Origin of the sequence: Flavobacterium sp. (assembly GCF_035195345.1) — a bacterium.
In the GTDB taxonomy this organism is placed as follows: domain Bacteria; phylum Bacteroidota; class Bacteroidia; order Flavobacteriales; family Flavobacteriaceae; genus Flavobacterium.
Map to the genome: position 1 here is coordinate 1,336,901 of NZ_CP136574.1, position 13,964 is coordinate 1,350,864.

A 13,964-nucleotide genomic window follows, 5' to 3' on the forward strand; every position below is an offset into this window, starting at 1 on the left:
ACTATGGCAAAGCAATCTTCCAACACCAATCTTCACAAAGCCAAAAACAATAAGAAAGACGAGTTTTACACCCAACTTTCGGATATAGAAAACGAATTACGGCACTACAAAGAACACTTTAAAAACAAAGTAGTTTATTGTAATTGTGATGACCCTAGAGTGAGCAACTTTTTTCATTATTTCTCTTATAATTTTGAGCATTTAGGACTTAAAAAATTGATAGCCACTTGCTATAAAAACCAAGATGCCGATTTGTTTAGTACTAATGTATCCGATAAAGCAGTTTATCTTGAATATACGGGCGACAAGAATGGGAATAGTATTCCTGATGCTCATGAAATTGGAGTAAAAGACTTACAAGGTGATGGCGATTTTAGAAGCCAAGAAAGTATTGAACTCTTGAAACAAGCCGATATTGTGGTCACCAATCCACCTTTTTCTTTGTTTCGAGAATATGTGACTCAATTAATTGATTTTGAAAAGAAATTTATAATTGTTGGTAGTTATAATGCAATTACCTACAAAGAAATTTTCAAAATAATTAAAGAAAATAAAATGTGGTTAGGTTATGGGTTTAGCGGCGGGAATGCATATTTTAAAACCCCATATTCAAATGATAATTTTGTTGAAGGAGTTTATAATATAAATACAGGTCTAGTGAAATTTCGAAATGTAACGTGGTACACTAATTTAGATATTGAAAAACGTAATGTTGATTTAATACTCCATAAGAAATATACACCTGAAGAATATCCAAGCTACGATAACTATGACGCTATTAATGTGGATAAAACCAAAGATATCCCTGTTGATTATGTTGGAAACATTGGAGTGCCAATTACATTTTTAGATAAGTATAATCCGAATCAATTTGAAATTGTAAAATTCAGAAAAGGTGACGATGATAAGGATTTAGTAATAAATGGAAAGTCACCCTATTTTAGAATAATTATCAAAAACAAAAAACTATGAACATAGAACTCAAAGAAATATCGGTTAGAGAATTAACCAACGGTTACAAAGACAATAACGATGATGGTGTGGTGGGTTATGGTGGAAAACTTGATATTCGTCCGCCTTACCAAAGAGAATTTGTATATGATGTAAAAGAACGCAATGCGGTTATTAATACGTTGCAAAAGAATTTTCCGTTGAATGTAATGTATTGGGCAGTAAGAGATGATTCGACAAGCGCAGTACAAGAATTAGAAGTGATTGATGGACAGCAACGCACTATTTCTATTTGCCAATATGTGAATGGTGATTATTCTATTGATGGCTTAGCATTTCATAACTTACCAAAAGACAAGCAAGAACAGATTTTGAATTACAAATTAATGGTTTATTTCTGTTCGGGTACCGATAGCGAAAAATTGGATTGGTTTGAAACCATCAACATTGCTGGAAAAGTATTAACAGAACAAGAATTGCGCAATGCAGTCTATTCGGGTTCTTGGGTATCAGATGCCAAACGGTATTTTTCGAAAAATTCTCGTCCAAAAATTGGCGATGAATACTTGAACGGCTCGGCAAATCGCCAAGAATATTTAGAAAAAGCAATTGATTGAATTTCTGAAGGAAAGATAAAAGAATACATGTCTAAAAATCAGTTTGAATCCAATGCTAATGAACTATGGTTGTATTTTCAATCGGTGATTAATTGGGTCAAAGTTACGTTTCCAAAATACCGCAAAGAAATGAAAGGGATTGAATGGGGCGTTTTATATAATGAATTTAAAAATGAAAAATTAAACGCTAAAATATTAGAAGAAGAAATCACATATTTAATGTTAGATGAAGATGTTTCTAATAAAAAAGGAATTTATTACTTTGTCTTAAACCGAAAAGAAAGACATTTAAGCATTCGTGCTTTTTCGGAAAAACAAAAACGAGAAGCTTTTGAGCGTCAAAAAGGAATTTGTGTGAAATGTGGCGAAAAATTTGAACTGAATGAAATGGAAGCCGACCACATAACTCCATGGCACGAAGGCGGAAAAACGGCTGCTGATAATTGTCAAATGTTGTGTAAACACGATAATAGAATAAAGTCTGGAAAATAATTCCGCAAGGTCTTTTTTTGACCTTGTAGGTATTTAAAATTATAAGACACCTACAAGGTTTTGAAAACCTTGCAGGAGTAATAAAGCGCACAGATTAAAAAAATACAGCTCAAAAACATACGTTTCTGAGCTGTATTTTAGTTTTTACTGAGCGACAAATTAAGAAACTAACATTTAATTTATTTTGTAATTTAAAAAATTAATGCATAATTTTATACACATTAAGAAAATTAAACATAATTGGTATGAGAAAATTAAAAAATTTAGTAGTAATTATTACATTACTATTTTTTGTGGTGTCTTGCTCAAGTGATAGTTCTAGCAATTCAAACACCTTGAATATTAAAGCTAGTGCAACCTATTCACCATCAGCAAACAGAACTTCGCTAAACAATGGTGTATTATTAAATACATTTAAAATTAATCTAAAAGAAATTGAATTTCAATTAGCTGAAGGAATAGATGACGATTCTGATGGAGATTTAGATGATGATGGTTATTATGACAGTGATGAAGAATTTGAACTGTATGGTCCATTTGAATTAGACTTACTAAATCAAAATGCACCAGTAACAACAGTAACTGTTCCAAATGGAACGTATGAAGAAGTAGAATTCAAATTGCACAAAAGCACAAACAGTGCTTCTCAGATGTTTAATAAATCAATTGAAATTACAGGAACAATCAACGGAACCCCATTCGTTTTTTGGCATACAATAGATGAAGATTTTGAAATTGATTATGAAGATACTAATCAAAACTTAGTAATCAACAATAACTCATTTGACTTAGTTTTCAACTTCGATTTAAATCAAGTATTGAGTAGCGTAGACTTAAGCACTGCAGTTGATGGAGATGGAGATGGACTTATAGAAATAGGACCAAACGACACTGATGGTAATCGTGCTCTAGCAAATCAAATTGCTAATAGCATTGAAGATTCTTGCGATTTAGACGATTAAAAAAAGTTTTTTTACAGTAAGCCCCATTAGATAAAATTCTACTGGGGCTTATTTATTCTAATGCGTAACAAACTACGAAACCGCTTTCAATCGTTGCAATAAATTTTTGCTCAAACTGTTTTCGGCATATTCTTTTGTTACTTGTAAGTGTTTATCGTCAGAACTTGGTAGTTCATACATTGCATCGGTTAAAATAGCTTCACATAATGAACGTAATCCTCTGGCACCTAATTTATATTCTAACGCTTTAGAAACAATATAACTCAATGCTTCTTCTTCGATTTCTAACGTTACCTCATCCATTTCAAACAATTTTTTATATTGTTTTACCAAGGCATTTTTAGGTTCAGTTAAAATAGCTCTTAACGTAGCAGCATCTAAAGGATCCATATGTGTTAAAACCGGTAAACGACCAATGATTTCTGGAATTAATCCAAAATCTTTGACGTCTTTAGGAATTAAATATTGCAACAAATTATCTTTATCAATATGGTCGGTTCCAATAGACGAACTATAACCTACCGCTTGTCTGTTCAAACGTTTTGAAATGATTCTTTCAATTCCGTCAAAAGCACCACCAGCAATAAATAAGATGTTTTGAGTATTTACTTCCACAAATTTTTGATCGGGATGTTTTCTTCCTCCTTTTGGTGGCACATTAACCACCGTTCCTTCTAATAATTTCAATAAAGCTTGTTGTACCCCTTCACCAGAAACATCACGCGTTATGGATGGGTTATCACTTTTACGGGCAATTTTATCTATTTCATCAATAAATACGATTCCACGTTCAGCTTTCGCTACATCATAATCAGCAGCTTGTAACAAACGAGTTAAGATACTTTCCACGTCTTCTCCTACATAACCTGCTTCTGTTAATACGGTTGCATCAACAATTGCTAACGGAACATTCAACATTTTTGCAATGGTTTTTGCTACTAATGTTTTACCGGTTCCGGTTTGACCTACCATTAAAATGTTACTTTTTTCAATCTCAACTTCGTCTTCCAATTGAATTTGCATCAAACGTTTGTAGTGATTATATACCGCTACACTCATTACCTTTTTAGTTTGATCTTGTCCAATAACATAATCATCTAAAAACGCACGAATTTCTTTTGGTTTTAACAAAATCAAATCGGCAACCAAATCTGAATTACCTGATTGCTTTAATTCTTCTAAAACAATTCCATGCGCTTGTTCAATACATTTGTCGCAAATATGCGCATTAATCCCTGCAATTAATAAATTGGTTTCAGGCTTTTTCCTTCCGCAGAATGAACATTCTAATACTTCTTTAGCCATTTTTCTTAGTTGACAGTCACAGTGTACAGTCGCAGTTACATTGCTGAAAACTGTGACTGAAAACTGAAAACTGAATTTATCTTGTTAATACTTCATCAATCATTCCATACTCCTTTGCCTCTGCAGCAATCATCCAGTAATCGCGCTCAGAATCTTTGTGCACTTTCTCGAACGATTGTCCAGAATGTTTAGAAATGATTTCGTATAATTCATCTTTTAATTTCAACATTTCTTTCAAGTTGATTTCCATATCAGTTGCTACACCTTGCGCTCCTCCTGATGGTTGGTGAATCATCACTCTTGAATGTGGTAATGCCGAACGTTTTCCTTCTGCTCCAGCACACAATAAAACAGCTCCCATAGAAGCAGCCATTCCTGTACAAATTGTAGCTACATCTGGTTTTACAAATTGCATAGTATCGTAAATTCCTAATCCAGCATACACACTTCCTCCTGGAGAATTGATGTAAATACTGATGTCTTTAGACGCGTCAACACTCTCTAAAAACAATAACTGTGCTTGAATAATATTCGCTACATAATCATCTACTCCTGTTCCCATGAAGATAATTCTATCCATCATTAAACGAGAAAAAACATCCATTGAAGCTACATTTAATTGACGTTCTTCAATGATGTAAGGCGTCATACTTCCTACAATTTTATCATAATATAGACTGTTTACGCCGTGATGCTTAGTAGCATATTTTTTAAATTCTTTTCCGTAGTTCATAATTTAAGTTTAAAAGTTTGTGTGTTTAAAAGTTTAAAAGGAATTAAACTTTTAGCCATTAGTATTTTACAAAGGTCGTGCCTTTTTTTCTGCCTGACAAACTGACTCGAAACAAAAAGCGCCAAAACTAGTTTGACGCTCAAAGATAATTATTTTTTTGTGAGAAATTATTCTCCGTACATTTCTTTAATGAATTGATCGTAATTTACTTCTTTAGTTTTAGCCGATACTTTTTCTTTGTAAAGACCTAACATTTTTTCGCCCATTACTTGCTCTGACAAACGTTTTACTTCGTCTTGATTTGACATTACACGAGCAACAATTCCGTTAATTTCCTCATCTGATGGATTTAATTGACCAAATTGCGCCATTTGTTTCTTGATTAATTCAGCAGTATGTGCTTTTAAATCTTCGAAAGTAATTTGTAAGTTATTTTCAGCCATAACTTTTCCTTCGATTAATTGGAAACGTAATCCTTTTTCAGCTTTAGCATATTCCTCTTCAGCTTGTTCAGCAGAAAGTGGATTTTCTCCAGCCGTTTGAATCCATTTTTTCAAGAAAGCAGCTGGTAAATCAAATTTAGTAGATTCAATTAAGAAATCTGTAACATCATTTAAGAATTTTTGATCTGCTTGTTGTGCAAATTGAACTTCTGCATCTTCTTTTATTTTAGCTTTTACGTCTTCAACCGAAGAAACAACACCAGGTCCAAATAATTTATCAAACAATTCTTGATTTAATTCTGCTTTTTCTACTGCATTGATTTCTTCGATAGTAAAATCAACATTGATATCTAAACCGTGAACCTCATCATGACTTACTTTCAAATAATCCATTAATTTGTGATCATCGTCAAATAAACCTTTTGTTCCAATAGTAACTACATCACCTACTTTTTTTCCGATAAATGATTTTGCAACATTTTTATCAGCAAAAATATCTAACGCAAAATTAGCTGGAGCGTTGATTCCTTTTTCTTCATTTGCAAACGTTCCTCTTACTTCAAAATCAGCTTTTACTTCTGCTTGAGAAATTAATTTTCCGTATTGTTTTTGAATTCTTTCAACTTGATCATTCAACATTTTATCATCAGCAATTACGTTGAATTTAGTAACGTTATTTTTAGCTGTTAAATCAACTGAAAACTGAGGCGCTAACCCTAATTCAAAGTCAAAAGAAAAATTCTCTGCATCCCAATCAATAGTTTCTTTAATAACCGGTAATGGATTTCCAAGAATATCTAATTTTTCAGCCGTTAAATAATTATTAAGTGAAGTTTGTAACACTTTGTTTACTTCTTCTAATAAAACAGCTTTACCATATTGTTTTTGGATCAAACTCATTGGAACCGCTCCTTTTCTAAATCCAGAAATTGCTGCATTTTTTCTGTAGTCAGCTAATACTTTTTCTACCTTATCTGAATAATCTTCTTTAGTGATTGCTACTGTTACAATAGCATTTAATGCATCAACTTGCGTTTTTGTAATGTTCATTTATCTGTTTGTTTAAGTACCATAAAAATTGGGTTGCAAAATTATAGAATTTTTACAACCCAAACAAGTTTTTAATTTATTGAAATTCAATTCGCTAAAAATTATTTTTGATCTATAAAGATTTTATTCAAAATAGACTGAATAATAGACAATAGAACACTGAACAATAAAGCATTTATAAATCCATCCACATAAAACTCAGCAATAAAATAATCACAAATTAAAATTATGATTGCATTAATTACCAATAAAAACAACCCTAAAGTAAAAAAGGTAACTGGAATAGTAAGCAATACCAGTATTGGTTTTAGAAATGTATTCAACAAACCCAATACAACAGCCACCATTAAAGCACCTGTTAAACTAGTAACATGAACTCCTGGCAAAAAATAAGACAGCACAAAAACTACAATTGTACTGATTAAAAGCTTAATAATTAAATTCATTTTAATCGTATTTAGAAATTTAAAATTACAAAAAAAAGGCATCAATATTGATGCCTTTTTAGAAATTTATTTCAAATATTAATTCGAAGATACTATATTAATACCTGGGAAATAAGATGGATTATGTAATGGTAAATTAGCATTATAAAATTCATTAATCACTTTTATAACTTCATTAGCAATTACTGCATAACCACGTGCATTTGGATGAACTCCGTCTAAAGAAAACAATACAACACCTTCTGTAGCCGAACCACTAAAATAGTTAGCTGTATACAATTGTCCCGTTTCGATTCTTAAACCAGATACTAATTGATTCATAATTGCATTCATATCTGCAACAGCAATATCATTTGCGTTTGCAATAGATACAATAGCTGCATTATAAGCTGCCGTAGCATTAGCTACTTTAGCTTTTTCATTCGCTGTTAATACCCATTTGTTTGCTAAAGGAGCTGTAATCCCATTTAAATTAAAAGGAGCAGGAAGGCTAGCATTAACATTGTTTGGTGGCAATAAAATACCACTCGCAGTTAAAACTACTAAATCTTCAGCTGTTGCCAATCTTGATTTACCATATATAGCACCCAAGGCATTTGCATTAGAAACTAATAAAGGATTTCCTGAAGCATTTGCATAAGCTGTAATTTGAGCACTTAAACTAGTCAAATCAGAATCATTAATAAGTAAAGCATTATTAACTCCGTCAGTTAAGTTTAAAGGTGTAATTCGCCCATTAGTAGCCACTGATAAAAATCCATATAATTGAACCAACAAAGATGCTTGAGGATTAGATGCAATAGCAGCATCTGAAATAGCATTATATTTAACAGTTGTAAAATATGGAATAGAAGTTACACTAGGTACTGTTGCTACAACACCTTTTGCACCACCAGAAGTCAAGGTAGTAACTATTGTTGAATAAACACTAGCAAATACATTAGAATTTGTAATATCATTCATTCCATAAGTTGCAGGATTCATATTCCCAGTCGAATTGTGATCAGCCGCTGGCGTTACACCATCTGCTTGAGCACCACCACTAGTTGCATAAGCTAACACGTCATTAGCCCCAATCCAGTTAGTGAAAAAAGTTGGCACTTTAGACATCGCATCACCCAAAACTGTTGCTGTAGGAGAAGTTGCATGTCTTGTAAAATATGGATTCAATGCCCCATATCCAGGAAAAGTTAAATGAAACGATTTAGCACCAGGCACTCCCATATTGTTATAAGCAGTTGCCTGAGGAGTAAGTGTTATTGTAGGTGTTCCTGCAATTGGCTGAACACCACCAACAGAAGCATTAATTACTAATCTAGTTCCTGTTAAACCTTGAATTCCTCCTAAATTATTCACATCTTCTGCATAAGATGGTTGGGTAAAAGCCCCACCACCTACTAATGCAAATTGTTGCGCTAATAAATTTGGAAACGAATAAGTCTGACCTACTCTAGAAACAGTTCCATCCATGTAACCTGCAGTTAATGAGTTTCCAACTGCAACGTATGTAGTAAAATCAGCATCTCCAGCAGTATAATTTGCATCTACTGTATTTTCAAATTCTGGTTCACAAGAAGCAAATCCAGCAGCTATAATAGCTAAATATATAAATTTATTTTTCATTTTTCTGTTTATTAAAAATTAGAACCCGTAAGTAATACCAATACCTGGTGAGAAAACTGAAGATTTATAAGTTCCACCAAATGGTAGTGTATTTCCGTTTTCTTGATAGTAATTATAAGAATTATCTGTTTCGTCAAAATGTAAATATAAGAATGAGAAATCAACTCCTAACTTGCTATTTACTTGGTATGTTAACCCTCCTGTATAACCCATTGAATCATTTCTTGGAGTTTCTGGAGCAAAATAACCATCTTGAACTGGGCTTTCATCAAAATACCAACCTGCTCTGAATGTAAATTTATCATTTGCTTTATACTGAGTACCTAATCTATAGGTACTAGAGTTTTTATAATTTCTTGGATTATTTGATGTATTTCTTATAGAACCATCAGCATTAAGGAAATCAACAGTTAAAGCTTCATAAACTCCCCACATTGCTCTATTATAATCGAATGCTAAAAGCCATTTGTCTGTAACTTGATACGACATACCTACTGTTAATTCTGCTGGTAAAGGTAAATCTGCATTAAAAGTAGTGTTTTGAAGTGTTGGTGAAGTTGCAGCAAAACCAGGAACATCGTTAAAGTTTGCATCACCATCACGCGCTTCCATAATAATTTCAGAACGATAATTCATACCAATTCTAAATTTATCAGTTGGATTAAACATAAAACCAGCTGTATATCCCCAAGCGGTAATTCCTTTAGCATCTAAAGTTACATCTGTTCCACTTCCATCAACTGACAACAATGGATTTATCGCTACATTTCTATTAAAATTGACTGAACCTGAAGCAAAAATTGGACCACCACCAATACTAAAATGTTCTCCAACTCTTACTGATATAGAAGGTTGAACGAATATGGCAGCTAAATCAATATTGTTTACTAAATGTGCTCCTTGCCAATCTTGATCCCACTCTACAGAACTTCCGTAAGGTGTATAAACTGCTAATCCAGCGGTAAACCAATCATTTAATCTATAAGTAGCATAAATACTAAATGGAGTTCCCAAGTTATTGGTTTCCGCTTCCCAATTGTATTGAGAATTTTGAAATTTTGTGTTTGCAAATAATCCGTTTCCACCTACCGACAAATTGAATTTTTTATCTAAATAAGCCATCCCCGCTGGATTGAAGAACGCAATCTCTGCACTGTTTACTACAGCTACACCGGTGTGTCCCATAGCTAATTGTTTTTGCCCTTGGATACTTACTCTATATCCACCTGCAAAAGCAGAAGAGCCAACCAAAGCCAATAATGTTAAAGAAAGTAATTTTCTCATAATGTAAAAATGTGTTAGTTTTTTTTCTGAATTTGTAATAATCAATACTTCAAAATTATAACAAAATATGAATTTTACAATTTTTTTAACTAAAAAATTATGCATGCATAATTTTTTAGCCTTTTTATTTAATAAAATCTAGTACCGTTGATAAAAAATCTTTGGGGTTTTCGGCATGCAACCAATGCCCTGCATTTTTTATCGTTTTTATACTGGCAGAAGGAAAATGATGGTAAATAGTTTCGAAATCACTATCCAAAATATAATCAGATTTATCTCCTCTTAAAAACAAGGTATCTTTAGAAAAAGTATTTTCAAAAGGTAATGCCGTTCCAACTGTTTCAATCTTTTCATTAAAAACTTTTAAATTAAATCGAAAAGCTAATTGCTCAGAAGTTTCCCAATATAAATTCTTAAGTAAAAACTGTCGTGTTCCAAAATCTTTAATATAACCTGAAACTATCTCTTCTACTTCTGCTCTACTCGGTTTTTTTAAAAAATCAACAGCGTTTAGTGCCGCTAAAATGGTTTGATGATGTGGCGCATAATATTTTGGACCAATATCAGCCACTATTAATTTAGAAACCAATTCAGGATAAGTTGTTGCCAAAAGCATAGCTACTTTTCCTCCCATGGAATGTCCAACAATAATGATATCTTTTAATTGATGGTGTACACAATATTGCATTACATCAGCTGCCATAACATCATATGAAAAATCATCCGTATGAAAACTTTTTCCATGATTTCTCAAATCTAATGCATGCACTTGGTACCCTTCATTTGCAAATTGAGTTCCTAATGTTTTCCAATTGTCTGACATTCCTAAAAACCCATGAATAATTACCATCGGCTTTCCTTCTCCTTCTATTCTTGAATGCAACAACATTTTATTTCAATTTTTGAAGATACATATTCACCACATTTTCTAATCCTAAAAATAAAGATTCCGAAATTAGCGCATGACCGATAGAAACTTCTAACAAATTTGGAATATTATCTTTAAAAAACTTGATATTATCTAAACTCAAATCATGTCCGGCATTGATCCCCAAACCTAATTCATTTGCTTTGATTGCTGCTTTAACATATGGTTCAATTCCGTTTTTATTTCCCAAATCGTACTCATGTGCAAAGGATTCGGTATACAACTCAATGCGTTCTGTTCCGGTTGCTTTAGCTCCTTCAATCATTCGTTCATCGGCATCCACAAAAATGGAAGTTCTAATTCCGTTGCGTTGAAACTCTTGGATTATTTCACTCAAATACGATTGATGTTTAATAGTATCCCATCCAGCACTTGAGGTTATAGCTCCAATAGCATCAGGCACCAATGTAACCTGAGTAGGTTTGCATTCTAAAACCAAATCAATGAAATTATGTTGTGGATTTCCTTCAATATTGTATTCTGTATAAACAACCGATTTTAAATCGCGTGCATCTTGATAACGAATATGTCTTTCGTCTGGTCTTGGATGAATAGTTATTCCTTGTGCTCCAAACTGCTGAATAGCCGTTGCAACTTTCAATAAATCAGGGACATTACCACCTCTAGCATTACGAAGTGTAGCTATTTTATTAATATTTACCGATAATTTTGTCATGATAATTTTAAATTTATACAAAAATACAAAGTATAAGTTAGCCAGCATATGGTATTTTTTGATTATTTTGCGATATATTTTCAGTAAAGCGCTATGAATAATTTAACAAGCTACATTAACAACGAAATAAAACCGCTAAAGCATACCCAAACTATTGCTAATGCGCAGGATTTATTTTTAGACATACCCTACACTCATTTCCCCGTAACTGAAGAAGGCATTTATATGGGTTGCATAAGTAAAGAAAATGCAGAGCTACTAAACAGTGAAGCACTTATAAATGATAGTCGCTTTAATTTTGATCGTTTTTTTGTACGAGAAAATATGATTTGGCTAGATGTTTTAGAAATTTTCGCTAAGAATGATAGCAATATAATTCCTGTTTTAGATACAAAAAACACCTATCTTGGCTATTATGAATTAGAAGATGTTATCCGTTTTTTACATGAAACTCCTTTTCTAAAAGAAGAAGGCGGAATTATTGTGGTCGAAAAGGAAATAGATAAATTTTCGATGAGTCAAGTAGCGCAAATAATAGAAAGTAATAACGCAAAAATTTTAGGTATATTTATCTCAAATGTAGTAGGAAACAAGGTTGAAATTACAATAAAAATTAGTCAAAGCGGAATAAACGATATTATTCAAACTTTTAGACGTTATGAATATGAAATCATATCGGAACACCAAGAAGACTCCTATTTAAACAGTCTTAAAGAACGCTCTGAATATTTAGACAAATACCTGAATATTTAAAAAATAAAATTATGAAAATAGCGCTCTTCGGTCAATATTACCAAAACAGCACCGCTGAAATCGTTCACAAAGTAGTTGATTTTTTAGAATCAAATGGGATTGCAATTGCATTTGAAATTAATTTTTTAGCTATTCTAAAAGAAAAAAACATCCTTTCTAAAACCTACGAAACTTACGCTGGCTACAGTGATTTAGATGCAAATCATACTGCATTAATTAGTATTGGCGGAGACGGTACAATTCTAAAAGCAGCCACATTTGTAAGAGATAAAAATATTCCTATTATTGGAATCAATGCAGGAAGATTAGGGTTTTTAGCTACTATACAATTTGAAAATATTGAATCGCTATTACAAAAACTGCTTAATAAAGATTATGCCATCTCCAAAAGAACTCTTTTAAGCATAGAAACTTCTCCGAAACATGACAATTTTTCGGATTTAGATTTTGCGCTAAATGAAGTTACCGTAGCCAGAAAAGACACCACTTCGATGATTACAATTATTACGTATTTGAATGGTGAATATCTTACTTCGTATTGGGCAGATGGTTTAATTATTTCAACCCCAACAGGCTCTACGGGTTATTCCCTTAGTTGTGGAGGACCAGTATTAACCCCCAATGTTGAAAGTTTGGTTATTACACCAATGGCACCCCACAATTTAAATGCAAGACCTTTAGTGATTCCAGATGACATGGAAATAGAACTTAGAATTTCGGGCAGAGAAGAACAGTTTTTAATTTCGTTAGATTCCAGAATTTCTGCAGTTTCAAAAGAGACAATTGTGAAAATTAAAAAATCCTCATTCTCCATTTCAATCATTGAATTTAAAGAAGAGTCCTTTCTAAATACAATACGAAAAAAATTACTTTGGGGTGAAGACAAAAGAAATTAACATACTATTTATATCATTTTTCATTTTTTAGCGTTTTTAACATGCTAAAAGACAACAAAAAAAACCTTTAAAATAGGGATAAGTAGTCATTATTGTTATATTTGCAAACTATTTCAAAAAATGAAGCACTTTTTTTTATATATATCATTAATTATCTGCGGGTTCAGTACGTATGCTCAAATAAACGAATTGGGTGTATTTATTGGTGGCGTAAACTATATTGGAGATGTTGGCCCAACCAAATACATTGCCCCAAATGAATCGGCATTTGGAATTCTATACAAATGGAACAGAAGTCCTAGACATTCCTATCGATTTTCTTACACACAAGGAAATATAAATTCAAAAGATATTGATAGTGATGTTCCTAGTAGAAATCTTAGAGGTGTTTCATTTGAAAACAGTGTAAAAGAATTTTCGGCAGGATTAGAATTTAATTTTCTTGAATTTGATTTACATGACTCAGATCCAAAAATGACTCCTTATATATATAGTGGCATTAGTTACTTCATATATGATGAAATTTTCATTATTGACCAAACAAGTCGAATAGATTACCAAAGTAGTGCAGCATCAATACCTATGGTTATTGGAGTGAAAGGAAGATTTTTAAAAAAATTTATTATTGGAGCTGAAGTAGGCGTTAGATATACATTTACCGATAACTTAGACGGAAGTAATCCAAAGAACGACAACTTTGAAACCTTGCGTTTTGGAAATTTAAATAGTAATGATTGGTATGTATTTACCGGTTTAACATTAACATATACATTTGGGAAAAACCCATGTTTTTGCGGCGAATAAA

Annotated in this window: 15 protein-coding genes; 7 read left to right on the forward strand and 8 right to left on the reverse strand. The window is 32.4% G+C overall.

Annotated features, from left to right (window positions below; translation table 11 throughout):
- Positions 1-3: 3 nt before the first annotated feature.
- The 4 genes from RSE15_RS06470 (at position 4) to RSE15_RS06485 (ending at position 3,022) form a co-directional block, all read left to right on the forward strand.
- Complete coding sequence (locus RSE15_RS06470; RefSeq protein WP_324070306.1) at positions 4-972, forward strand: adenine-specific methyltransferase EcoRI family protein; 969 nt, start codon at positions 4-6, stop codon at positions 970-972.
- Positions 969-1,568, forward strand: a complete 600-nt coding sequence (locus RSE15_RS06475; RefSeq protein ID WP_324070308.1) for a DUF262 domain-containing protein — start codon at positions 969-971, stop codon at positions 1,566-1,568. Before RSE15_RS06470 ends, RSE15_RS06475 begins: the two co-directional genes overlap by 4 nt.
- A 27-nt stretch (positions 1,569-1,595) precedes the next feature.
- Complete coding sequence (locus RSE15_RS06480; protein ID WP_324070310.1) at positions 1,596-2,060, forward strand: HNH endonuclease; 465 nt, start codon at positions 1,596-1,598, stop codon at positions 2,058-2,060.
- A gap of 245 nt (positions 2,061-2,305) precedes the next feature.
- Positions 2,306-3,022: a hypothetical protein gene (locus RSE15_RS06485; protein WP_324070312.1), complete on the forward strand. Its 717-nt coding sequence runs from the start codon at positions 2,306-2,308 to the stop codon at positions 3,020-3,022.
- Between the two features lie 72 nt (positions 3,023-3,094).
- Here the strand turns inward: RSE15_RS06485 and clpX are convergent, their stop codons facing one another.
- From clpX to RSE15_RS06525, 8 genes are all read right to left on the reverse strand, one after another.
- The gene (clpX, locus tag RSE15_RS06490; protein ID WP_324070314.1) at positions 3,095-4,327 is read right to left on the reverse strand and encodes an ATP-dependent Clp protease ATP-binding subunit ClpX; all 1,233 of its coding nucleotides are present in this window, start codon (positions 4,325-4,327) and stop codon (positions 3,095-3,097) included.
- Between the two features lie 76 nt (positions 4,328-4,403).
- Positions 4,404-5,060: an ATP-dependent Clp endopeptidase proteolytic subunit ClpP gene (gene clpP, locus RSE15_RS06495; RefSeq protein WP_262319236.1), complete on the reverse strand. Its 657-nt coding sequence runs from the start codon at positions 5,058-5,060 to the stop codon at positions 4,404-4,406.
- Positions 5,061-5,227: 167 nt separating this feature from the next.
- Positions 5,228-6,553: a trigger factor gene (gene tig / locus RSE15_RS06500; RefSeq protein WP_324070318.1), complete on the reverse strand. Its 1,326-nt coding sequence runs from the start codon at positions 6,551-6,553 to the stop codon at positions 5,228-5,230.
- Between the two features lie 101 nt (positions 6,554-6,654).
- On the reverse strand, positions 6,655-6,999 hold the full coding sequence (locus tag RSE15_RS06505) for a phage holin family protein (protein ID WP_324070320.1): 345 nt from the start codon (positions 6,997-6,999) through the stop codon (positions 6,655-6,657).
- Positions 7,000-7,077: 78 nt separating this feature from the next.
- Positions 7,078-8,622: a G-D-S-L family lipolytic protein gene (locus tag RSE15_RS06510; protein ID WP_324070322.1), complete on the reverse strand. Its 1,545-nt coding sequence runs from the start codon at positions 8,620-8,622 to the stop codon at positions 7,078-7,080.
- Between the two features lie 18 nt (positions 8,623-8,640).
- Complete coding sequence (locus tag RSE15_RS06515) at positions 8,641-9,906, reverse strand: OmpP1/FadL family transporter (RefSeq protein WP_324070325.1); 1,266 nt, start codon at positions 9,904-9,906, stop codon at positions 8,641-8,643.
- A gap of 124 nt (positions 9,907-10,030) precedes the next feature.
- Entirely contained in the window at positions 10,031-10,795 is a 765-nt protein-coding gene (locus tag RSE15_RS06520; RefSeq protein ID WP_416380767.1) for an alpha/beta fold hydrolase, read from the reverse strand.
- A gap of 1 nt (position 10,796) precedes the next feature.
- On the reverse strand, positions 10,797-11,510 hold the full coding sequence (locus RSE15_RS06525; RefSeq protein ID WP_324070327.1) for a pyridoxine 5'-phosphate synthase: 714 nt from the start codon (positions 11,508-11,510) through the stop codon (positions 10,797-10,799).
- Between the two features lie 93 nt (positions 11,511-11,603).
- On the opposite strand from RSE15_RS06525, the gene RSE15_RS06530 reads away from it, so the two are divergent.
- From RSE15_RS06530 to RSE15_RS06540, 3 genes are all read left to right on the forward strand, one after another.
- Positions 11,604-12,263, forward strand: a complete 660-nt coding sequence (locus RSE15_RS06530) for a CBS domain-containing protein (protein ID WP_324070329.1) — start codon at positions 11,604-11,606, stop codon at positions 12,261-12,263.
- An 11-nt stretch (positions 12,264-12,274) separates the two neighbouring features.
- The gene (locus RSE15_RS06535; RefSeq protein ID WP_324070331.1) at positions 12,275-13,159 is read left to right on the forward strand and encodes an NAD kinase; all 885 of its coding nucleotides are present in this window, start codon (positions 12,275-12,277) and stop codon (positions 13,157-13,159) included.
- A 120-nt stretch (positions 13,160-13,279) separates the two neighbouring features.
- Positions 13,280-13,963: a type IX secretion system protein PorG gene (locus RSE15_RS06540; protein ID WP_324070333.1), complete on the forward strand. Its 684-nt coding sequence runs from the start codon at positions 13,280-13,282 to the stop codon at positions 13,961-13,963.
- Position 13,964: the final 1 nt, after the last annotated feature.

Bases quoted from the DNA above. Each gene is read 5' to 3' on its own strand.
- RSE15_RS06470 (WP_324070306.1), top strand. From the start codon at position 4: ATGGCAAAGCAATCTTCCAACACCAATCTTCACAAAGCCAAAAACAAT.
- RSE15_RS06475 (WP_324070308.1), top strand. From the start codon at position 969: ATGAACATAGAACTCAAAGAAATATCGGTTAGAGAATTAACCAACGGT.
- RSE15_RS06480 (WP_324070310.1), top strand. From the start codon at position 1,596: ATGTCTAAAAATCAGTTTGAATCCAATGCTAATGAACTATGGTTGTAT.
- RSE15_RS06485 (WP_324070312.1), top strand. From the start codon at position 2,306: ATGAGAAAATTAAAAAATTTAGTAGTAATTATTACATTACTATTTTTT.
- clpX (WP_324070314.1), bottom strand. From the start codon at position 4,327: ATGGCTAAAGAAGTATTAGAATGTTCATTCTGCGGAAGGAAAAAGCCT.
- clpP (WP_262319236.1), bottom strand. From the start codon at position 5,060: ATGAACTACGGAAAAGAATTTAAAAAATATGCTACTAAGCATCACGGC.
- tig (WP_324070318.1), bottom strand. From the start codon at position 6,553: ATGAACATTACAAAAACGCAAGTTGATGCATTAAATGCTATTGTAACA.
- RSE15_RS06505 (WP_324070320.1), bottom strand. From the start codon at position 6,999: ATGAATTTAATTATTAAGCTTTTAATCAGTACAATTGTAGTTTTTGTG.
- RSE15_RS06510 (WP_324070322.1), bottom strand. From the start codon at position 8,622: ATGAAAAATAAATTTATATATTTAGCTATTATAGCTGCTGGATTTGCT.
- RSE15_RS06515 (WP_324070325.1), bottom strand. From the start codon at position 9,906: ATGAGAAAATTACTTTCTTTAACATTATTGGCTTTGGTTGGCTCTTCT.
- RSE15_RS06520 (WP_416380767.1), bottom strand. From the start codon at position 10,795: ATGTTGTTGCATTCAAGAATAGAAGGAGAAGGAAAGCCGATGGTAATT.
- RSE15_RS06525 (WP_324070327.1), bottom strand. From the start codon at position 11,510: ATGACAAAATTATCGGTAAATATTAATAAAATAGCTACACTTCGTAAT.
- RSE15_RS06530 (WP_324070329.1), top strand. From the start codon at position 11,604: ATGAATAATTTAACAAGCTACATTAACAACGAAATAAAACCGCTAAAG.
- RSE15_RS06535 (WP_324070331.1), top strand. From the start codon at position 12,275: ATGAAAATAGCGCTCTTCGGTCAATATTACCAAAACAGCACCGCTGAA.
- RSE15_RS06540 (WP_324070333.1), top strand. From the start codon at position 13,280: ATGAAGCACTTTTTTTTATATATATCATTAATTATCTGCGGGTTCAGT.